Consider the following 21,870-nt stretch of genomic DNA (forward strand, 5'->3'; position numbering starts at 1 on the left):
TTCCCTATTTCTACTTTGTTGATATGGGTATGCTAATATTAGATGTTTAAACATATTGTAAGAAAGTGCCAATCATTCATTCTTACTTTTCAACTCAGAAATTTTTTAAGGAAGGTTGAAAATCATGAAATATAGACTTGAGTGGAATTATAAAACAGGAAAAAATGAAAAAATACAATTTACCTCTGATTGGATATCTACGGAATTGGCAATACAAGCTGGTGAAGAGCTTGAAAAGCTAGGGAAAGCAAGTGATATTTATTTTTATGATGAAGTTGGTACATCGTGGATTTTAAAAGAACTGAAAAAGCTGGTCACTGAAATAGAAGATGATCCACATGAAATTACCGTTTATTTTGATGGCGGTTTTCAAAAGGAAACCAATACTGCTGGTCTTGGCGTGGTTATCTTTTTTAAACAAGGAAAAAAGAAATATCGCATTAGGGCCAATGAAGTTTTCGATGAATTGGAAACAAATAATGAAGCTGAATATGCAGCTTTTTATTATGCATTAACGATTTTAGAAGAATTAGGGGTTCATCATCTGCCATGTGAATTCAAAGGGGACTCGCAGGTCGTGTTAAAGCAGCTAGAGGGAGAATGGCCATGCTATGAAGATGTGCTCAATGCCTGGCTCGATAGGATTGAAGAAAAGATCAAAGCGCTATCACTTATACCAAAGTACACTCCTATACCAAGGAACGACAATAAAGAGGCAGATAAATTGGCAACACAGGCGTTAGAAGGGAAGGAAATATTCGCAAAGACTCAAATCATTTAAGAAACGGGGTGCCGTAGACTCGTGAAAAATTTAAGCAGAAAAGAACTGTTTAATCATGTTGAAACCTTAATGGCTCACTATTGTAATGGCTGCTTTGTCCATCAACAATTTAAACAGGAAGGCGGCAGGAGGTTTGCACATCGCTTTTGTATTTCAAAATGTACGGTTGGGGAAAAGCTTCAAGAATATGGGAAAAGGCTGACATGAATAGCGGTTTTCGGCTGAAGAATTTGTTCACTGTGGATATACCTGCGGTACCTGAAGGAAATAGAAAAAAGGCTGACGGTTTTCGCCAGCCTTTGGTTGTTTTAATGATTATAGTTTTACTACGTTAGCAGCTTGAGGTCCACGGTTTCCTTCAACGATTTCGAAAGAAACTTCTTGGCCTTCTTCTAAAGACTTGAAGCCTTCGCCAGTGATCGCGCTGAAGTGTACAAATACATCGTCTCCGCCTTCAACTTCGATAAAACCGAAACCTTTTTCATTGTTGAACCATTTTACTTTACCGTTTTGCATCTACTATTTCCTCCTAAGCCTTTCAGGACACCTTGTTAAGTGCCAAAGATAAATATTATCATGACCACAAAGATAATATAAATACTATTCAATTAATGATACATGACGCTTTAAATATACATGAATATTTTTGGGCAGTCAAGGAAAGTAAGCGCTTTTTTAGCCAATTAATTGTATTCTCATGCCATATTAAAAATTAATAAATCTAACTGAACATAAAATTTTATCAGCCTCATATTCTTATAAAAATGGTTGATAAAGGGTGAGGATTATGTACCGATTTTCGATTGAGGGAGATGAATGGATTTTAAGATTCTCGCCACAAGTCTTCATTGAAGCCGAAGAAAAACAAGTGGTTTTGATGGCGTTGCTTCAAATCGGAAAAGATTTATCATCATATTCACATGGTGACGCCTTTCTCATGTTTACAAAGAATATAGGTGCCATCGTTTTTGATGTTGAAAGAATTCCATCATTTATTTTGACTGTATCGAATATTATTCCAGAAGAAAATTGGTATATGCAGGATTTAAACTTAAAACTAATACAATAAAGAGTATCTAGGTGGTCAGAAATGACCGCTTTTTTTGTGTTAATTGTTAGATTTTAGACAAATGTATTCTAATTTATTAATGAAAATCATTGCTATGATATGCTTGAAGTAAATCCTCTCTTTACCCCCATGGTGCATAAGCACTCCTTTTCACATTCAACTAGAATTTTTTTATCCTTTACAAAAAGACAAATGAAGTGGGAAAATGTATTTTTGGATGCTTTATCAAAAGGAGCAATCATAATGAAATTAATTATTGCAGAAAAGCCAGACCAAGGTTCGACATTGGCTTCTATATTTAAAAATAAAAAACAAAATGGTTTTATTGAGATATTTCCAAACGAAACTTTTACTAATGGTGCCTATGTCACGTGGGCTATTGGACATTTATGTCAGTTGGTGAACCCAGAAGCTTATGAGCCAGGTTGGAAGAAATGGTCGTTGGATAATCTGCCAATGATACCTGCCCAGTTCCAATATGAAGTGACAAAGGATAAAATCAAACAATTTTCCGTAATCCAAAAGCTAGTAAACAATCCTGCGGTAACAGAAATTATTCATGCGGGAGACGCCGGGCGTGAGGGTGAATTAATTATCCGTAATATTCTTCGGATTACAGGCTGTAAAAAGCCTATGAAACGATTATGGATTTCCTCTTTAACACCTAATTCCATTCGCGAAGGTTTTAATAAATTATTGGATGAAGACTATACTAGAAATCTATATTATGAAGCGTACACCCGAGCATGTGCAGATTGGGTAGTTGGAATGAATGCCTCAAGACTCTATAGTTTACTTTTGCAAAAGCAAGGCTTTTCTGATGTGTTTTCTGTGGGCAGGGTACAGACACCCACCTTGGCTCTTATTGTAAAAAGGGAATTAGAGATTGAGAATTTTAAATCTGAACCCTTCTGGGAAGTAATTGCCCATTTTAACATAGATGGCAAGAAGTATAGCGGAAAATGGCAGAATGATGGAGAAACCCGAGTAAAAACAAAAGAAATGGCTGAGAAGGTTGCGGCGTTTTGTAGGGATAAACCTGCAGAAGTATCAGATGTACAATCGGAAAGAAAAGAGTTTTTGCCGCCATTACTTTATAATCTATCTGCTCTTCAGGCGGAAGCGAATAAACGATTTAAGTTTTCACCAAAGAAGACATTAGATGTGCTGCAAAAACTCTACCAAAAAGGGAATGTTTCATATCCTCGATCTGACTCGCGGTATGTAACAAAAGAAGAAGCGGCCACTTTTCCAGAAATTCTAACTAAATTAAGTCATATTAATGGATACGATAAATTTTTTCCACTGCCTATTGAATCGATTGCCGATAACAAGCGGTATGTTAATGAGAAAAAAGTTACGGACCACTATGCGATTATTCCTACTGAACAAATTCCAAATGTAGACCGGCTTGATCCCGATGAAAGAAAACTTTACGACCTTATTGTTACGAGTTTAATAGCGGCTCATTATCCAAAAGCCATTGCCGAATATACAACGGTAACTACTTTAGTAGCTGGGCGGGCAGTTTTTCAATCAAAAGGTAAGGTTCAAATCGAAGAAGGCTGGCGCAAAGTAATCAACCAAAAGGAAAAAGAGGATGAACCTGCTCTTCCACAACTAGCAAAAGGAGAACAAGGCCGAACGGTTAAGGTTGATGTAAAAGAAAGCCAGACCCAGCCGCCCAAACGCTATACCGAAGGCCAGTTAATTACGTTAATGAAAACGGCAGGTAAGCATATCGAAGACAAGGAAATGGAGAAAATCTTGTCCAAAACGGAAGGCTTAGGCACAGAAGCTACAAGAGCCGGAATTATCACCATGTTAAAGGACAGAAAATATATCGATGTAACCAAGAACCTTGTTTATGCGACAGCGAAAGCTAGGATATTGATAGAAGCGATTGGACAGGAAATTCTTGCATCCCCGAAAATGACAGCAAAATGGGAGCAAAAATTAAAAGAAATATCAGAGGGGTCAGCTTCTCCCAAGAATTTCATGGAACAGACGAATAAAATGGTCTCCCACCTAATCTCATCAGGGGTAGGACATTCTGCTAATTGGTTTTTCTCAGAAGATGTGCGCGAAAATTTCACCCCTAGTAAAAAGATGACAAAGGGTAAAGGCGGCACAAAACTGGGCAAATGTAAAAAATGTGATGGTTCTATTGTTGATAAAGGGAGCTTTTACGGGTGCTCGAACTATCAAAAAAACCAATGTAATTTCACAATATCAAAAAAAATTCTTGGAAAAAACATTACCCAAAAGAATGTTAAACTTCTTTTAACGGAAGGCAAAACAGAATTGATTGAAGGCTTTACAAATAAGGATAAAACTTTTAATGCAAGTCTTTATATAGATGAACAGGAGAAAAGGGTTAAGTTTCTATTTGAGGAACAGAATTCGAAAACTGTGACAAAGTCATAAATCAACTTGTCACTATTTTTTTTCTATAGTAAACTTTTAAGAGAGTAATTTTTTTGGAGGTACGGGATGCCAACACCGAGTATGGAAGATTATATAGAGCAAATTTATATGTTAATTGAAGAAAAAGGATACGCCCGAGTTTCAGATATTGCAGAGGCATTATCTGTACATCCCTCCTCAGTTACAAAAATGGTTCAAAAGCTAGACAAAGATGAATACCTTGTCTATGAAAAATACAGAGGCTTCAGCTTAACAACTAAAGGGAATAAGATTGGCAAGCGCCTCGTATTTAGACACGATCTGCTTGAACAATTTCTAAAAATCATCGGAGTAAAAGATGAAAATATATATAAAGATGTTGAAGGAATTGAGCACCACTTAAGCTGGGATTCAATTGAAAGAATCGTTGACCTCGTTCAATTTTTTCAAGAAGATGAATCAAGAATAGAAGCATTAAAAGAAATACAAAAACAAAACGAAGCCGAATAAATGTAAAAAGCACTTGGGAATCCCCAGGTGCTTTTTTAGAATAAATTAGGATAATGATCAAAGGATTGATCCTGCTCAGGACTTAGTATGAGTTTTCCATCGTAATCTTCGATTGTCTGGACGCCTTGGATAACGCCGTTTGCTGCTTCCATTAACGCTTTTTGATAGGAGATGACCCGACCTCCGGATGTAACAAAACTAATAATATCTCCAAAATGGTTTCGATGCAGGCCTACTACTGTTTCCACAACGTTTCCCCCCTTTGCTCGATATTCTTTCTATAATTTACGAAAAATAAACGAGGAGGGATATTAATTTAACAACGTATTACATAAAAAAACGTAAAAAAGAAGCATCTGTCCGATGCTTCTTTCCTTATTCCCAATTAAAAGGTGTTTCTTGATAGACGTAATAGTTGAGCCAGTTTGAAAAGAATAAGTGTCCATGAGAACGCCAGCGATTAATAGGCGGTTTTGTTGGATCATTGTTTGGAAAGTAATTTTCCGGGATATGAATTTGCAGCCCTCTGCTAATATCACGATTATATTCCTGTGCTAAGGAATCAGATTCGTATTCCAAATGTCCTGTTATCATCACATGCTTCCGGTCACGTGAGGCAATAAGCAGGGCACCGGCTTCCTCAGATGCGGCTAATAACGTTAATTCAGGGTTTTCATGGATTTCAGCAATTGATACATCTGTATACCGAGAATGGGGAGCATAAAATTGATCATCAAAACCACGCAGGAGAAAATCATTCTGCTCGAAAATCTGGTGCTCATAGATACCTGAACATTTACGAGATAGTTCAAATTTATCAATCCCATAATGATAAAATAATGCGGCCTGTGCTCCCCAGCAAATATGCAGGGTAGAGGTGACATTGGTTTTAGTCCAGTCCATAATTTCTGTGAGTTCTTGCCAATACTTTACTTGCTCAAACTCCATCAGTTCAACAGGCGCACCTGTAATAATCATGCCATCATATTTTTGATTTTTGACCTCTGAAAAAGTGGTATAGAATTGTTCTAGGTGCTGCTTGCTTGTGTGTGTAGATTCATAGGAATTCGTTTTTAAAAATTTGACGTTTACTTGCAGCGGGCTGTTTCCCAATAGCCTTAATAGCTGCGTCTCTGCCTTTTCTTTTTCAGGCATTAAATTGAGAATAAGAAGTTTTAATGGACGGATATCCTGGCTGATTGCCCGTTCGTCGTCCATAACAAAAATATTCTCATGTTCAAGTATTTCTCGTGCAGGCAGCAGCTTTGGAATGTTAATAGGCAAGGTGCACTCCCCCTTTATTTCTAATTTTGTTAAGTATAAAGTATTTTTAAAATATTTGGTCTATAACATTATAAACATTATATTAGATTCAGAAAAGAATAAAGTTTTGTGACAAATAATACACGAAATAAATCTGCGATTTGATACAATAAAAAAGGTTATAAATTCTATGTGAATGCGAGGGATCATTTTTGCAAATGAAAACATCATTTAAGTCCGACATTGAAATTGCACAAGAATCGACCATGAGGCCAATTGTAGATATTGCTGAGTCAATTGGTTTAAAGGATGATGACCTCGAATTATACGGCAAATACAAAGCAAAAATCTCTTATGAAGCGCTTAGGAATATTGAAACAAATAAAAGTGGGAAAATTATCCTTGTTACCTCTATTAATCCAACACCTGCTGGCGAAGGAAAATCGACGGTAACAGTTGGCCTTGGCGACGCCTTCAAACGCATTGGTAAGAAAGCGATTATTGCGATGCGCGAACCATCATTGGGTCCTACTATGGGAATAAAAGGCGGTGCTACCGGCGGAGGGTATTCACAGGTTTTACCCATGGAAGATATTAATTTGCATTTTACAGGGGATTTGCACGCGATTACTACCGCAAATAATGCCCTAGCCGCATTACTGGATAATCATATCCAGCAAGGTAATGACCTTAAAATTGATCAGAGGCGGATTGTCTGGAAACGCGCGGTTGACTTAAATGATCGTGCACTAAGAAAAGTTATTATCGGCCTTGGCGGACCTCTGCAAGGAGTTCCTCGAGAAGATGGCTTTGATATTACAGTTGCCTCAGAAATTATGGCCGTTCTCTGCTTAGCTTCAGATTTGAAGGATTTAAAATTGCGGTTAGCCCGAATGGTTGTTGCTTATAATGTTAATAAGGAACCTGTTACAGTTGGTGATCTTGGGGTTGAAGGTGCGCTTACTTTATTGCTTAAGGACGCGGTTAAGCCAAATCTCGTCCAAACGATTGAACACACTCCTGCACTCGTGCATGGCGGGCCTTTTGCCAATATTGCGCATGGCTGTAATAGTGTGATTGCTACCCGTGCTGCAGCCAAGCTGGCTGACTTTGTCATTACAGAAGGCGGATTTGGTGCTGATTTGGGAGCAGAAAAGTTTTTACATATTAAAACCAGAAGTGCTGATATTAAACCAGAAGCAGTTGTAATCGTTGCAACCATCCGAGCATTAAAAATGCATGGCGGAGTAGCGAAATCGGATTTGGCTAAGGAAAACGTCGCTTCCTTAACGTTGGGCTTTGCAAATCTACAAAAACATATCGAGACAATCAAAGCATTTGGGTTACCAGTAGTGGTGGCTATCAATAAATTTATTACGGATACAGAACTGGAAGTTCAGACGTTACTAGAATGGTGTAAGCGTGAGGGTGTTCATGTTGCGTTAACCGAGGTCTGGGAAAAAGGCGGAGCCGGCGGAGTTGAGCTTGCAAAAACATTGTTATCTGTAATCGAAAAAGAAGAAAATAACTTTCAACACTTATATGACGTATCAGATTCCCTAGAAACCAAAGTGAGAACGATTGTTCAAAAAGTATATGGCGGAAAAGACGTAGAATTCTCTACGAAAGCGAAAAAGCAGCTATTAGACTTTGAGAAATTCGGCTGGTCTCATTTAGCAATTTGCATGGCAAAATCTCAGTATTCCTTGACCGATGATCCAACAAAATTAGGTAGACCGACGGACTTTATCGTCAATGTAAGAGAGTTCAAACCATCAATCGGTGCTGGATTCATTGTTGCCTTAACCGGAGAGGTTATGACCATGCCGGGGTTACCGAAAAAACCTGCAGCACTGAATATGGATGTGGACGAAACGGGCAAGGCATTAGGGCTGTTCTAATTATATGAGGTGAGTTGAATGTTTGATCCTACGGCTTTTGATAATATGAAAGTAGTCATTGAAGGGGCGTTATATGATTTAGATTTAGCGGGAGAAATTATTATTACGGATCGAAATGACATCGTGAATATGGCGAAAATGTCCCGAATTTTTGATATTCACTTTCAACAATCCTCAACTCAACAACCAATTGTGACTGCTAAATTGGAAATCAAAGCAGAATTAATTAATCTTGCAGCAGAGTTACTGCCAAACTCTATGTCACAGAAACAGGCGGGATGCATAATTAAGCTGCAATTTTATCATCATGGTTTAACCGATGAAGCACAATTTAAAAAAATACAAGAAATATTTATTGATATTTGGGGAGAAACAAGACAGATTAGTCAATCTGTAACCCTTACACCTTCCAAATCACTAATCCATAATTGTATTTCAATTGAATTTGACAGACTGATCAGCGAGGACCAAATGGATGATTTGGTTGAAATGATCAATTTTATGATGACTTCCATTGTCCAATTACAATCATACCTAAGAGAAATTAGTTAAATAGATTGAAACCGGCTATACTTATAGCCGGTTTTTTATCATTATTAATATTTACAAGAAAACCATTTCAAGGTACGATTATTCTAACTAGATATTAGGACCTCATACCAATTTTAAGGGGAGATAACATTGGTTAAAACGGCATGGGTAACAGACAGTACCGCATTTTTAGATGAAGAACTAAAAAATCATCCTGATTTGTATACAATCCCATTAACGATTTTATTAGACGGTGAGGAATTTGCTGACGGAATTGATTTAACAGCAGCACAGCTTTTTGCTAGATTAAAAGAACTTAAGGCGCCGCCAAAAACCTCACAGCCTGCTGTAGGTGTTTTCCAGGAATTATACGAAAAACTTTCCAAGGATTATGACCAAGTTGTAGCTGTTCTTTTATCAGGAAAACTTAGTGGTACCGTCTCTTCAAGCGAACAGGCAGCAAAGCTTGTGGATATTCCTGTTAAAACCTTTGATTCACATATTCTAACTGCACCTATGACTGCTTTATTAAAAAAAGGTATGGAATTAATGGAGGCTGGTAATAGTATTGATTCTGTTATGGATCAATTAGAATTATTAAAGACCACAAACGAGACATATGTTTTAATTGGAAGCCTTGAACAGCTTCATCGCAGCGGAAGAATGTCTGGTTTACAATTTTTCTTAGGCAGCATGCTTAACGTAAAGCCCATCATTTCAATTGAAGAAGGCGCCCTTAACACAAAAGAAAAAGTCAGAAGTGATAAAAAGGCAAAGGAAAGGATTCTAGACTACTTTAAATCCTCTTATGAGAAAAATAAATTTAAAGAAGTATATATTTTATATGGCTTACACCAGGATCATGCAAATGAATGGAAAGTGAATTTGGAACGATTATATCCTGAGTTAAAGGTTATTACTTGTCCGTTAGGTGCCGTAATTGGAGTCCACGCAGGTGAAAATACCCTTGGTATCAGCTGGCATAATGGTTTGAAATAACTTTATCCCCATGTGAGCATACTAAAATGGCAGTTCATTTTAGATTAGGGGGTAATCACCATGAAAAATAAAAATTTAACACGTGAAGAGATTGAGAAACAAGACGAAAAAAATGATGTCGAACTCGGCGGCGAGCATACAATTGGTAACACCAAGTCACAAAGTCAGAAAAAGAGCGGTCGTCAGGCGAACAAAAAATAACTCCGAATTCTCGGGGTTATTTTTTGTTTGCTTTTCATGGTAAAATACTTGGGTGAAGGAAGGTGTTTTACATGAAGAATCAAATTATAGAACAAACTAATACGTTTGTCCGTAGTCAATTAGGTGAAGACGCAACAGGACATGATTGGTTCCATGTTGACCGCGTCAGACGGACAGCATTACATATTTGCACACAAGAACAAAACGGTGACCCATTTATTATTGAAATGGCGGCACTTTTGCATGATATCCCTGATGAAAAGCTTAATGACAGTGCTGAGGCAGGGAAAAACAAACTAAATGCATTTTTAAACAGTATTTCGTTACCTGAAGATGCACAAAAGGCTATCGTGGAAATTATTGATTCTATTTCATTCAAAGGTGGAAGTAAAACTGAGCTAAAAACAATAGAAGCAAAAATTGTTCAGGACGCAGATCGGTTGGACGCCATTGGTGCGATTGGCATTGCGAGAACATTTGCATATGGCGGTAAAAAGGGACAACCCATTTACGACCCCAGCATACATGTGCGCGAGGAAATGAGTATTGAAGAATACCGAAAAGGAAAATCCACGAGCATTCATCATTTTTATGAAAAATTATTAAAGTTAAAGGATTTATTAAATACAGATACTGCGAAAGAAATGGCAGAAAAAAGGCACCAAACGATGGTGGACTTTTTAGAACAATTTTATCTAGAATGGGAAGGTCAATACTGATGAAAATGCTGACAGTAGAAAATGTTACCAAAACGTATGGAGAAAAACAGCTATTTAACAACATCTCCATTACCATCGGTGAAAAAGAGCGAGTCGGCTTAATTGGCATTAATGGAACGGGAAAATCATCACTATTAAAAATTATTGCCGGCTTGGATCAGCCGGATGATGGAAAAATTATCACAGGCAAGGATTACTCGATTGCATTTCTAGACCAACAGCCTGACTTAGATCCAGCTAAAACAGTTCTAGAACAGGTCTTTCACGGTGACGCACCTATTCTTAGGTTAATGCGCGAATATGAAAAAACACTGTGGCTTTTGAATACATCACCTAATGATACAAAGGTTCAAGAGGATCTTTTCCAATTGCAAAAGCAGATGGACGCCTTAAATGCATGGGATGCTAGTACAAATGCAAAGTCGATTTTAATGAAACTTGGTATTGAGGATTTCACAAAGAAAATCAGTGAGCTTTCCGGGGGACAGAAGAAACGGGTTGCGCTAGCTCAAGTCCTAATTGCTGAACCTGATTTACTAATTCTTGATGAGCCTACAAACCACCTAGACTTTGACTCTGTAAAATGGCTGGAGGATTATTTAAGCCGATATAGCGGCTCCATCCTTCTTGTTACACATGACCGTTATTTTTTAGACAGGGTTGCCAACCGAATGTTTGAGCTTGATGGCGGAAACCTCTATAGCTATAAAGGAAACTATGCAGCATTTTTAGAAGCAAAAGCACTCCGTGAGGAAAATGAGGCTGCGACCTTTGAAAAGAAGCAAAACCTGTTTAGACGTGAGCTTGAGTGGATGAGGCGCGGTGCAAAAGCGAGAACAACCAAGCAGAAAGCTAGGATTCAGCGGTTCGATGAATTAGAAGATAAGCTTTCGGGCGGGAAGCCGACAGGTGAAAAAGTAGATATATCATTAACCGGAAGCAGGTTGGGAAAACAGGTATTCGAACTCAAAGAGGCGTCTAAGCGGTACGGGGAAAAAACAATTATAAATCACTTTAATTTACTAGTAAAACCAGGAGACCGGCTTGGGATTATCGGCAGAAACGGGGCAGGTAAGTCAACATTGTTGAATATCCTCGCTAAAAAGCTTCCGCTTGATGAAGGTGAGTTCATCATGGGTCAAACCGTAAAAATCGCTTACTATACACAAGAAAGCGAAGACATGGACGAAAACAAGCGGATGATTGAATACATTAAAGAAACCGCTGAAGTGGTTGAGACGTCTGACGGTAAAACTTTATCAGCAGCACTCATGCTTGAACGCTTTTTATTCCCGCCATTTTCTCATGGAACTCCAATTCGTAAATTATCCGGGGGAGAAAAGCGTCGTTTATACTTGTTAAAGCTATTAATGACCGCGCCAAATGTTCTCTTACTGGACGAGCCTACAAATGACCTCGATACTCAGACATTGACGGTTCTGGAAGATTATTTAGAGGAATTCCCTGGCGTGGTAATCACAGTATCCCATGACCGTTATTTCCTTGATAAAGTCGTCGACCAGCTGCTCGTCTTGCGTGGTGAAGGCCGGATCGATTCATTCTACGGAAATTATAGCGAGTACCTTGAAAAAGAATCAGCTGTGGAAGTGAAAAAGACGGGATCTAATACGCCTGCACCACCTAAAGCTCTTGAAAAAGAAAAAAAGAAAAGAATGACCTATAAAGAGAAAAAAGAGTGGGAAGAAATAGATGAAGTGATTTCTAAAACGGAAGCTCGACTAGAAGAAGTTGCCGAAGAAATGGGAAACACAGGCAGTGATTTCACCAAAGCCCAAGAATTAATGAAACAAGAAGCAGAATTAAACGAAAAGCTAGAGTATCTAATTGAAAGATGGGAATATTTGGCTGAGTTAGCTGAAAGTGAATGAAAAAGTACGTCGATGACGTACTTTTTTAGTTGAAAAATTTTATATCAGCGATACCGTCCAAGACCAATTTCTAGAATGAAATATCACCTTTATGTTAAACTTGTAAAGAGAAACTAAAGAATTAGGTGAACTTCATGAAAATTAAGGGTATTGAACCAACTCCAAGCCCGAATACAATGAAAATTATCTTAGACGAAGAACTGCCCATGGGGAAAAGCCATAATTATAAAAAAGAAACTGCGGCAACTGCACCAGATATTATCCAAAATATCCTTCAAATTGAGGGAATTAAAGGTGTCTATCATGTAGCAGATTTCCTAGCGGTTGAACGCAATGCGAAATACGACTGGAAGGATTTGCTGGCGAAAGTCCGGAAGGCGTTTGGGGAAACAGCAGAGGAATCAACGGAAAGCCCCAGGCAAATAGATGAACACTTTGGGGAAGTCAAGGTTGAAGTTCAAATGTTTAAGGATATTCCCCTTCAGGTTAAGCTAACAGATGGCACCACAGAAAAACGATTTGGGATGCCTGATTACTTTTTAAAAGCAAGAGAACGGGCACAGCTTACAGACGAAAATTATATACTGCTCCGTAGATGGGATCAAAAAGGCGTCCGCTATGGAGATTTCGATCAAATTGGTCAGGAAGTCGTAGAGGAATTAATTGCCGCTTATCCTGCTGAACGGCTTGAGGACCTAGTATCCAGAGCACGAGTAAAAGAAACCGCTGCTAAACCAAAGCCAATTCGAGAACGCAAAAAGGTAACTCTGGAATCATTAGACAATCCCGATTGGCAGATTCGTTATCAGCTGCTTGAGCAAATGGATGATCCTGAGCTAGAAGATTTACCTGTATTAGAAAAAGCATTATTAGATGAAAAGCCATCGATACGCAGGCTCGCAACCGTTTATTTAGGGATGATTAAGGACCAAGCGGTTCTGCCTTATTTATATAAAGCATTAAAGGATAAGACAGTGACTGTTCGCAGGACTGCTGGTGATTGCTTATCTGACCTTGGATTCCCAGAAGCAAGTGAAGAAATGGCAAAAGTACTTCAAGATTCAAGCAAATTAGTTCGTTGGCGGGCTGCGATGTTTTTGTATGAAGTGGGTGATGAGACGGCATTGCCAGCATTAAAGGCAGCCGAGAATGATCCTGAGTTTGAGGTCAGTATGCAAATCAAGATGGCGATTGAAAGAATTGAAGGCGGCGAGGATGCTAAAGGTTCTGTATGGAAGCAAATGACTGAAGCGCGCAAAACAGAAAGTTAATTGGAATTGCACTTAGTAAATCAGATATAGTACACTGCAAATATAGAAAGTGAGGTTTTTATGATGTCAATGGCATATGAAGAATACATGAGACAAATGGTTTTGCCAATGCGTGAGGAGTTAACAAGAACAGGATTTCAAGAACTTACAACAGCTGAAGAAGTTGAAAACTATATGGAAAATGCAAGTGGAACAACACTTGTTGTTGTAAACTCAGTTTGCGGATGTGCGGCTGGTCTTGCTCGTCCTGCTGCTACACAAGCTGTATTAACAAGCGAGAAAAAGCCGGACCATCTTGTAACCGTATTTGCTGGACAAGATAAAGAAGCAACAGCGAAAATGCGTGAGTATTTTGAAGGAATTGAGCCTTCATCACCATCAATGGCTTTATTAAAGGGAAATAAAGTAGTTCACTTTATCCCACGCCATGATATTGAAGGAATGCCAATGGAATCCATTATGGATAATTTAAAGGCTGCATTTGATGCCAATTGCTAAAAGGATGTCTTATGACGTCCTTTTTTTTGGAGGATTTTAAGTGTCATGTTTGTTACCACAGCAGGACGAACCAATCAGCAAATGATAGAAAAAGCAATGGAAATCGCAGAGAGATTAGCAGTGCCGTACATACCGCGTAGAAAAAAATCAATTCAGACTTTACAAAAAGAAACCAATAGCGAGTGTATCGTTGTCGGAAAGGAAAGGCTGGAACTATTTTCGTTGGGAGCGGATCAGCCCTTCTTCTTTCATCCAAATTCAGCGATGTTTCGAATTAAGCGACTGGCAAATGGTGAACACGATCCCTTTGCCGAAGCAGCTCAACTTACCAAGGGTATGACTTTTCTCGATTGTACACTAGGTCTTGCATCAGATTCGATTGTAGCAAGTTACTTAGTAGGGGATGATGGTATGGTGACAGGCACCGAGGGTCAAAAGTATTTGGCATTCATGGTCAAGGAAGGACTGAAAACTTGGGATTCGGAAATTTCCGGCATGAATAAGGCAATGGCTAGAATACGGGTTATACATAGTCATGCACTTAAATATTTAAAATCTCTGCCGGATAACTCCGTCGATTGTGTTTATTTTGACCCGATGTTTGATGAGGCTATCCTCGAATCAGATGGGATTAAGGCGTTAGGTCACCTTGCACTTTATGATGATTTGAATGAGGAAATGATAGAGCAAGCGTTGAGAGCATCGAAAAATCAAGTGTTGTTAAAGGATCACTATAAAAGCAAGCGATTTGAGAAATATGGTTTTCACGTTTTGCGACGAAAGACTTCTAAATTTCACTTTGGTTACCTAGAAAAATAATAATTTCTATCAATCTGTAAGAAATGATTTTTCCATTTTGCCTTTAAAAGAAGTATAATATTTGTTAAGATTCAAAAAATATCGGAATTCTTCCAGGTACAAAGGGGAATGTAGATGAATAAATGGATTCGTAAATCGTTTGTAGTACTGGTTTCAGTTTTAACATTTGGTTTAATAACTCCTACTCAACTAATAAATAACGCCAATGCTGAGAAACCTACAGAGAGAGATACAATTGAAGCTGCTTTGTTAAGAGGTTATGCTCAGGAAAACAGCTTTTTTGAGACAGAAGAAGTAGTAGATAAGGAAAAATTTCTCGAAGACCTAATCAAACAGGCAGAACTGCAATCCTATCAAAAATTTGGTACAAGGATTAAACCTGTAATTGAAAATGAATTTCGCGAAATTATTATGCCAAATATCGAAAAGGCTTTACAGGAAACAGCTGCTCAATTTCCAACCGAGGATTTAGTAAATTTAGCTATTACAGAGACTCCAGGAAAGGGACAATCAGAAAAAATCTTTAACATCAAGAATAGTGAAACCAATATGGATGTTCTTCGTTTTCATGTGAGAAGAGATAATCCGCCTCAAGCTGGTTACTGGTTTAATTTTCATTACCACACCTATCATGACGGGTTTCAAAGCCATCATGAGCTGGGGTCTATCTATTGGGATAAAAACACCCCGCCAAAATGGATGAGTTAATGATTTGCGAAACAATAGTAAAAATTTTATTATAATTATTGAAACCTTTCCTAGAGAAACTCGTATATAGACTATTACCTAAAATGGAGGAATGAAAAAATGGCAATTAGTTTATCAAAAGGACAAAAAGTTGATTTAACGAAAACAAATCCTGGATTAACAAATGTAGTAGTTGGTTTAGGCTGGGATACAAATAAATATGATGGCGGAAATGATTTCGACCTTGATTCATCCGTTTTCTTATTAGGTGAAAATGGCAAGGTTACAAACGAAACTGATTTCGTATTCTACAATAATCCAAAAGGTGCAAATGGTGCAGTAGTACATAATGGAGATAACCGTACTGGCGCAGGTGATGGTGATGATGAGCAAGTAAACATTAATCTAACTGCAATTCCTGCTAACATTCAACGAGTTACTTTCACGATTACAATTCACGATGCACAAGCAAGAAATCAAAACTTTGGTCAAGTTTCTAATGCATATGCTCGTATTTTCAATGAAGCAACTGGTGAGGAATTGATCCGTTATGATTTAGGAGAAGATTTCTCTATTGAAACAGCAGTTGTTGTTGGCGAACTATATCGTCATAACGGTGAATGGAAGTTTAGCGCAATTGGCAGCGGCTACCAAGGCGGCTTAGCGGCTCTTGCTACAGACTTTGGATTATCAGTAGGATAACAACTAGAATAAAGACCCAGCACTTGCTGGGTCTTTGAACAAAAAACATATAACATCCGGGAGGAATTTTTTTTATGTCTGTTTGGCAAGGAATTATAGATACGTATTCTCAATTTTTTAACTGGTCAATGTGGGCTGAGGTTCTTACTGACCCAGTCGCATGGGGACTTATTGGAACCCTTGTAATTCTTGAAGGATTACTTTCAGCCGATAATGCACTTGTATTGGCCGTAATGGTAAAACACTTACCACCTGAACAACGCAAGAAAGCATTATTCTATGGATTATTAGGTGCATATGTTTTCCGTTTTATTGCTATCGGTGTCGGGGTCTTTTTAATTAAGCTTTGGTGGGTAAAGATTTTAGGTGCGGGATATCTTGCGTGGTTATCTATTAAATATTTCATGGATAAACGTAAAGCAGGGCAAAGTGAAGAGGAAGAAGCGCATGGTATAAATCAAAATGGGCTGCTTATCCGTCTCTTTGGAACATTCTGGGGAACGGTTGTTGCCGTTGAATTAATGGATATTGCATTCTCCGTTGACAGTGTGCTCGCTGCTTTTGGTGTTAGTGAACAGGTATGGGTTTTATTACTCGGTGGTGTACTTGGGGTACTTATGATGCGGGGTGTTGCCGGAGTATTCTTAAAATTAATTGACCGTATTCCTGAACTTGAAACATCTGCGTATGTCTTAATTCTGTTAATCGCAGCAAAAATGTTTGTAGCTGTTTTCGGTATTCACGTACCACACGCAGTTTTCTTTATCATTATTTTACTTACGTTCGGAGCTACTTTTATTGTTCATTATATGAACAAAAAGAAAGAAGTTGGCAAGGAATCATAATTATTAACGTACGACATAAAATGGGGAACAGACGAAAGTCAGTCCCCATTCTTTTTTATTAAAGGAGTAATTGAGAATGAAGTATTTTACTTATTTTTATGAAAATGAGCTTGAGGCATTATTCTTTCAAAAGCCAAAGGACTTTAATAAGTATAGTAATCGGGAGCTTTTATCTTATGGACTTGGTGCAACGCTATACATGCCGGCAACTCGTCCAAATATTCATCAAGATCTCCTTTCAAAAAAGCATGAAGGATTAACTTCTCTTGTAATCGACCTAGAGGATGCTGTAGGTGATATCGAGGTTGAAAAAGCAGAAGAGCAGCTTGTAGAGGAACTGCTAAAATTATATGGTGAAATTAACAAAAATTATTTAACATTTGATGATCTGCCTCTTATGTTTATCCGGATTCGGAACATCGAGCAGCTTAAAAGAATGAGGGAACAACTAGGAAATGCAACCCAGTTGTTAACGGGAGTGGTTTTACCGAAATTTAATGCAGAGACTGGTGAGGAGTTATTAACTGAGGTTGTGAATATTCACACAAACACTAAACCTTTTTACGCCATGCCTATTCTTGAAAGTGATAAAATAATACATAAAGAGACAAGAATGTCAGAATTAATGTCGATAAAACAGCTTCTAGATCGCTATAAGGAAAATATATTAAATGTTCGCATTGGGGCTACTGATTTTTGCGGATTATATGGAATTCGCAGAAGTGTGGATACCACTGTTTACGAGATTGCTGTTTTACGAGATTGCATTGCAGATATTATTAATGTTTTCCAACGGTCAGAGAGTCCTTATGTGATCTCTGGGCCAGTCTGGGAGTATTTTTCTTCCAAACCAAGGATGTTAAAACCACAGCTTAGACAGACTCCTTTTCGCGAACGTTATGGTGAAGAAGGCTTAAAATGGCGTGCCGAATTGATTGACCAAAATATGGATGGTTTAATTAGAGAAGTGTTAATGGATATTGCTAACGGGCTTACCGGAAAAACAATTATTCATCCTACGCATATTAAAGCTGTCCAGGCCCTCAATGTTGTAACTTACGAGGAATATATCGATGCCTGTTCCATTATGGAAGCAGAAAACGGCAAAAATGGAGTTAAGAAAAGTGATTTCTCAAATAAGATGAATGAAATTAAGCCTCATTTGTTTTGGGCAAAAAAGACCATCTTAAAATCTCAGCTTTACGGGGTGCTGCATGAAGGATACACAAATATCGACCTTATCAAAAAAGACGTATTCGTATACAATTCTTGACAAAATTACTGTTGACATTGAAGTGACCGCTAATCCATTTCAGTTACCTCTTGAAGAACTGTTTACTATGGCAGCAAGAATCAATAAAAAACGGTCGTTTTTGTTTGTTAGTAAGGTTCTTGGAAAACATTTACCGATACAACCGCAAAAAGGTCTTTTAATACCTGCTTTACTTGCAGCTAGATACGCAGAGAGTATAAGAGAATTGAATTGCGAAGTAACAGAGAGTCTGGTCAGGGAATTTGGTCAAAAAGAGACAGATTTTCAAAGCGTTTCTTTTATCCCTAAGACGGTGAGCCCGGTGGTGATTGGATTTGCAGAGACGGCTACTTCACTTGGTCACGCTTTTTTTGATTGCTTTGAAGAAGCAGACTATTTTCATACAACAAGAGAAGAAATCGATCATCTAACACCTTGTATAACCTTTGAAGAAGAGCATTCGCACGCTACCTCTCATCGCTGTTATATTCCGATTGATCTGATTGATAATCAACGTGAAATTATTTTAGTAGATGATGAAATGACCACTGGAAAAACAGCAATCAATATTATCCAATCGATACATTCCCAGTTCCCTAGAAAAGAATATACGGTTGTGTCTATTTTGGATTGGCGTTCTAAGGAAAACAATCAACAATTTACACACCTAGAAAGAACACTTGGGATAAATATAAATGTCGTAAGCTTATTGAGCGGTAAGGTCCATGTAAACGAGATTGGTACGCTTCAAGAACTACAGAAACAACCTGATACATACAAAGAAATAAAAACATCAATCGAATCGGTATCATTATCTGCTTTTTTTGAAAAAGAATCTGCCGGGATTAACAATAGGACTCCCTATATCAAGGAAACTGGCCGCTTTGGGATAGAAAGCAAAAACAACCTAGCCCTTTATCAGAAAATCAGTGACGCTGCGGATGTGTTAAGACAACGTAGAACGGGTTCAAAAACGCTTTGTTTAGGGAGCGGGGAATTCATGTATATCCCAATGAAATTAGCTGCCGAAATGGGTGAAAATGTCTTCTATCAATCTACTACTAGAAGTCCAATTTATATTCAAAACATCAAAGGGTATGGGGCAAGACATGGTGTAAGTTTTCCTAACCCAGAAGATCAGGATGTGGCTCATTTCGTTTACAATATCGCTCCTGGTATATATGATGAATTATTTGTTTTTTTTGAAAGGGAAGTATCTGCTGAAAATCTTCATCCATTCTTAAAACAAGTTGAAAAATTGCAGTTAAAGTCGATTAAAATCGTCTTTTTCTCAGAGTAATAGGGGTGAAAGAATGTCGATAATAACCAATCAGCCTGCTAAAATGGGCAGCTATTCTGAGGATGATGTTCTTTTTCTATTAAAGGATTTAAGTACTATTCAACTTGAAGACTCAACTGTGAATCGCGAACTGAGAGTTCAATCTGGTCAGCATTATAGTGAGTCACTGCCGATAGAATACCAGCCGCCGAAGGAATATGTGGAATTGTTTTGGAGTGCCGCCAATGAATATAAAACAAAGGTGGCACAATGCACCGGTATTGTGGCAGAGCAAATCTATCGCCATAAGGGTAAGCAAGCCATTCTCGTTTCTCTTGCGAGAGCTGGAACGCCGGTTGGAATTCTGATTAAACGATATATTAAATTCCGCTACGGCATATCTTTACCTCATTATAGTGTCTCGATTATCCGTGACAGAGGTATTGACGAGAATGCACTTCACTATATCCTCAAGAAACACCCTGAAGGAAACATTCAATTCGTGGATGGATGGACAGGAAAAGGTGCCATATCGCTTGAATTAACTAAGGCATGCCAAGAGTTTGAAAAGAAATATCATATAAAACTCGATAATCAACTTGCGGTCATTGCAGACCCTGGCCATTGCACGACACTTTTTGGAACGAGAGAAGACTTTCTCATCCCGAGTGCTTGTTTAAATTCGACAGTATCAGGTCTAGTAAGCCGTACGGTATTAAATGACACGTATATTGGTAAAAACGATTTTCACGGAGCAAAGTATTACCGTCAGCTACTTCAAAGCGATGTTTCGAATGATTATATTGAGTTGATTGCTGGTGAGTTTTCTGCTATCAGTCAAGAAGCAGAGGAAATCGCATTACTTAGAGTAAACGAGGAAATTAATGCGGAATTTTCAGGTATGCAGGATGTTAAAACCATCCAAGCTGAATTTGAAATAGGGAGCACGAATTATATCAAACCAGGAGTTGGTGAAGCGACACGAGTTCTACTTCGAAGAGTCCCATGGAAAATTCTCTTGCGCGATCCTTCAAGTCCTTATGTGAGACATATTCTTATGCTCGCTGAAGAAAAAGGAGTAGAAGTAGTGACATATCCTGAAATGAATTATTTGTGTATGGGGTTAATTAAATCGGTTAAGGAGACTAATAAATGATAACTGCATCGGATCTTGACCGTACAATCATGTATTCCAATCGAGCAATCGAAGAATTTGGAATACCAGAGAATCTTGTGTTGAAGCCGGTTGAAATGATAAAGGGAAAATGGGCGGGGTATATGACGGAAGCGTCTTTTTCCATGTTAAGAGAAGTTAACCAACACAGTTTGTTTATACCGGTTACAACGAGAACAACAGAACAATTTAAACGGTTTGTGATTTTTGAAAAAGAAATACCATTGACTTACGCGATTACCACAAATGGAGCACATATTTTGTATAATGGGGAACCTTTAAAAGAGTGGTCCGAACATTTACTTATTCAATTGAAAAATGGATGTGCATCTGAGGAAGAGTTACTTTCAGCGTTGAAAATGGCTGGAATTACATTTGATGGGGAAAGAAAGCAGGCTGAAAACCTATTTTTCTACTTTGTTTTAAACTGTCTTCCGACCCCATCAGAACTCACAGAAATTCGCGGGCTTACAGCCAATTATGGATGGAAAATGAGCCTTCAAGGCAGAAAACTCTATTTTATTCCAACTGCCATTAGCAAAGGTAAGGCGCTTGAATATATTTGTAACCGAGAAGGAATGGAAGCAATGGCAGGTGCAGGTGATTCTGTTTTAGATTGGGATTTTCTAAAAAATTGCCGCTATCGATTCGTCCCAAGCCATGGAGAGCTCCTTAAAGTAAAGGGACCAGCTGATTTCACGCTGACAAACCAACTCGGAGTTGCAGCTGGTGAAGAAATACTCCAGCATTTCCTAAAGGCTATAACACTCAAAATCTAACTATCCTTAATATAGGGATAAAAAAAATAAAAATAAATCGAAGCAAACAAAGCAAAAGAACCACAAAAAAATAAGACAGACATACTAAAACTGGCAAGAACGGGAGAAAGAAATAGAGTAAAAAGTAAGCATAACCAGAATAAATCAATCATAACGAAGGTTTTCGAGACCATTATATCCATAATGATACTTAATTCCTCGCTAACATCTTCCATTCTTGGCCGCTTGTATATAAACCTCATGAAGTCACCTACTTTTAGTCTTGAGTACTCAATCATATGTAAGGACAAGGAAA

The 21,870-nt window shown here is 38.1% G+C and carries 24 protein-coding genes; 21 read left to right on the forward strand and 3 right to left on the reverse strand.

The genetic code is table 11. The features are described from left to right. Positions 1 to 124: 124 nt before the first annotated feature. Together QFZ28_RS11480 and QFZ28_RS11485 are read left to right on the forward strand one after the other, a co-directional pair. On the forward strand, positions 125 to 781 hold the full coding sequence (locus QFZ28_RS11480) for a reverse transcriptase-like protein (protein ID WP_307194754.1): 657 nt from the start codon (positions 125 to 127) through the stop codon (positions 779 to 781). A gap of 21 nt (positions 782 to 802) precedes the next feature. Continuing rightward, positions 803 to 988 carry a zinc-finger domain-containing protein gene (locus QFZ28_RS11485; RefSeq protein WP_307194755.1) on the forward strand — a complete coding sequence of 62 codons (186 nt, stop codon included), beginning with the start codon at positions 803 to 805 and terminating at the stop codon, positions 986 to 988. A gap of 108 nt (positions 989 to 1,096) precedes the next feature. Here the strand turns inward: QFZ28_RS11485 and cspD are convergent, their stop codons facing one another. Continuing rightward, complete coding sequence (gene cspD, locus QFZ28_RS11490) at positions 1,097 to 1,297, reverse strand: cold-shock protein CspD (RefSeq protein WP_026563856.1); 201 nt, start codon at positions 1,295 to 1,297, stop codon at positions 1,097 to 1,099. A 271-nt stretch (positions 1,298 to 1,568) separates the two neighbouring features. On the opposite strand from cspD, the gene QFZ28_RS11495 reads away from it, so the two are divergent. From QFZ28_RS11495 to mntR, 3 genes are all read left to right on the forward strand, one after another. Then, a complete protein-coding gene (locus tag QFZ28_RS11495; RefSeq protein ID WP_307194756.1) occupies positions 1,569 to 1,850 on the forward strand; it encodes a hypothetical protein in 282 nt (93 codons plus the stop codon). 243 nt (positions 1,851 to 2,093) lie between these two features. Then, positions 2,094 to 4,277 (forward strand): DNA topoisomerase III, encoded by a 2,184-nt coding sequence (locus tag QFZ28_RS11500; protein ID WP_307194757.1) that lies wholly within the window; start codon positions 2,094 to 2,096, stop codon positions 4,275 to 4,277. Positions 4,278 to 4,343: 66 nt separating this feature from the next. Beyond that, positions 4,344 to 4,766 carry a transcriptional regulator MntR gene (mntR, locus tag QFZ28_RS11505; RefSeq protein ID WP_283861222.1) on the forward strand — a complete coding sequence of 141 codons (423 nt, stop codon included), beginning with the start codon at positions 4,344 to 4,346 and terminating at the stop codon, positions 4,764 to 4,766. Positions 4,767 to 4,801: 35 nt separating this feature from the next. Here the strand turns inward: mntR and QFZ28_RS11510 are convergent, their stop codons facing one another. Both QFZ28_RS11510 and metA read right to left on the reverse strand, forming a co-directional pair. Beyond that, complete coding sequence (locus tag QFZ28_RS11510) at positions 4,802 to 5,014, reverse strand: DUF3892 domain-containing protein (RefSeq protein ID WP_307194758.1); 213 nt, start codon at positions 5,012 to 5,014, stop codon at positions 4,802 to 4,804. Between the two features lie 127 nt (positions 5,015 to 5,141). Further along, positions 5,142 to 6,050 (reverse strand): homoserine O-acetyltransferase MetA, encoded by a 909-nt coding sequence (gene metA / locus QFZ28_RS11515; protein ID WP_307194759.1) that lies wholly within the window; start codon positions 6,048 to 6,050, stop codon positions 5,142 to 5,144. Between the two features lie 191 nt (positions 6,051 to 6,241). Here metA and QFZ28_RS11520 point away from each other — a divergent pair, with 191 nt between their 5' ends. From QFZ28_RS11520 to QFZ28_RS11595, 16 genes are all read left to right on the forward strand, one after another. Next, the gene (locus QFZ28_RS11520; RefSeq protein ID WP_373428060.1) at positions 6,242 to 7,930 is read left to right on the forward strand and encodes a formate--tetrahydrofolate ligase; all 1,689 of its coding nucleotides are present in this window, start codon (positions 6,242 to 6,244) and stop codon (positions 7,928 to 7,930) included. 18 nt (positions 7,931 to 7,948) lie between these two features. Then, positions 7,949 to 8,482: a hypothetical protein gene (locus QFZ28_RS11525; protein WP_307194761.1), complete on the forward strand. Its 534-nt coding sequence runs from the start codon at positions 7,949 to 7,951 to the stop codon at positions 8,480 to 8,482. Between the two features lie 129 nt (positions 8,483 to 8,611). Beyond that, positions 8,612 to 9,460 carry a DegV family protein gene (locus QFZ28_RS11530; RefSeq protein ID WP_307194762.1) on the forward strand — a complete coding sequence of 283 codons (849 nt, stop codon included), beginning with the start codon at positions 8,612 to 8,614 and terminating at the stop codon, positions 9,458 to 9,460. A 60-nt stretch (positions 9,461 to 9,520) separates the two neighbouring features. After that, positions 9,521 to 9,661, forward strand: a complete 141-nt coding sequence (locus tag QFZ28_RS11535; protein WP_307194763.1) for a hypothetical protein — start codon at positions 9,521 to 9,523, stop codon at positions 9,659 to 9,661. A 71-nt stretch (positions 9,662 to 9,732) separates the two neighbouring features. Continuing rightward, entirely contained in the window at positions 9,733 to 10,380 is a 648-nt protein-coding gene (locus QFZ28_RS11540; RefSeq protein WP_307194764.1) for an HD domain-containing protein, read from the forward strand. After that, on the forward strand, positions 10,380 to 12,269 hold the full coding sequence (locus QFZ28_RS11545) for an ABC-F family ATP-binding cassette domain-containing protein (protein WP_307194765.1): 1,890 nt from the start codon (positions 10,380 to 10,382) through the stop codon (positions 12,267 to 12,269). The genes QFZ28_RS11540 and QFZ28_RS11545 overlap by 1 nt, the downstream gene beginning before the upstream one ends. Before the next feature lie 134 nt (positions 12,270 to 12,403). Then, complete coding sequence (locus tag QFZ28_RS11550; RefSeq protein WP_307194766.1) at positions 12,404 to 13,540, forward strand: conserved virulence factor C family protein; 1,137 nt, start codon at positions 12,404 to 12,406, stop codon at positions 13,538 to 13,540. 63 nt (positions 13,541 to 13,603) lie between these two features. Continuing rightward, on the forward strand, positions 13,604 to 14,038 hold the full coding sequence (locus QFZ28_RS11555; RefSeq protein WP_179596231.1) for a BrxA/BrxB family bacilliredoxin: 435 nt from the start codon (positions 13,604 to 13,606) through the stop codon (positions 14,036 to 14,038). A gap of 45 nt (positions 14,039 to 14,083) precedes the next feature. After that, on the forward strand, positions 14,084 to 14,857 hold the full coding sequence (locus tag QFZ28_RS11560; protein WP_307194767.1) for a class I SAM-dependent methyltransferase: 774 nt from the start codon (positions 14,084 to 14,086) through the stop codon (positions 14,855 to 14,857). Between the two features lie 114 nt (positions 14,858 to 14,971). Further along, a complete protein-coding gene (locus QFZ28_RS11565; RefSeq protein ID WP_307194768.1) occupies positions 14,972 to 15,565 on the forward strand; it encodes a YpjP family protein in 594 nt (197 codons plus the stop codon). Between the two features lie 99 nt (positions 15,566 to 15,664). Then, a complete protein-coding gene (locus QFZ28_RS11570; RefSeq protein ID WP_307194769.1) occupies positions 15,665 to 16,246 on the forward strand; it encodes a TerD family protein in 582 nt (193 codons plus the stop codon). Between the two features lie 74 nt (positions 16,247 to 16,320). After that, positions 16,321 to 17,091, forward strand: a complete 771-nt coding sequence (locus QFZ28_RS11575) for a TerC family protein (RefSeq protein ID WP_307194770.1) — start codon at positions 16,321 to 16,323, stop codon at positions 17,089 to 17,091. A gap of 76 nt (positions 17,092 to 17,167) precedes the next feature. Next, positions 17,168 to 18,364 (forward strand): HpcH/HpaI aldolase/citrate lyase family protein, encoded by a 1,197-nt coding sequence (locus QFZ28_RS11580; protein ID WP_307194771.1) that lies wholly within the window; start codon positions 17,168 to 17,170, stop codon positions 18,362 to 18,364. Continuing rightward, positions 18,306 to 19,643 carry a phosphoribosyltransferase family protein gene (locus QFZ28_RS11585; RefSeq protein ID WP_307194772.1) on the forward strand — a complete coding sequence of 446 codons (1,338 nt, stop codon included), beginning with the start codon at positions 18,306 to 18,308 and terminating at the stop codon, positions 19,641 to 19,643. The genes QFZ28_RS11580 and QFZ28_RS11585 overlap by 59 nt, the downstream gene beginning before the upstream one ends. A 13-nt stretch (positions 19,644 to 19,656) precedes the next feature. Further along, complete coding sequence (locus tag QFZ28_RS11590) at positions 19,657 to 20,778, forward strand: cysteine protease StiP family protein (protein WP_307194773.1); 1,122 nt, start codon at positions 19,657 to 19,659, stop codon at positions 20,776 to 20,778. Next, a complete protein-coding gene (locus QFZ28_RS11595; protein ID WP_307194774.1) occupies positions 20,775 to 21,575 on the forward strand; it encodes a hypothetical protein in 801 nt (266 codons plus the stop codon). The genes QFZ28_RS11590 and QFZ28_RS11595 overlap by 4 nt, the downstream gene beginning before the upstream one ends. Positions 21,576 to 21,870 lie beyond the last annotated feature (295 nt).

The organism is Neobacillus niacini (assembly GCF_030817695.1).
GTDB lineage: Bacteria > Bacillota > Bacilli > Bacillales > Cytobacillaceae > Neobacillus > Neobacillus niacini_F.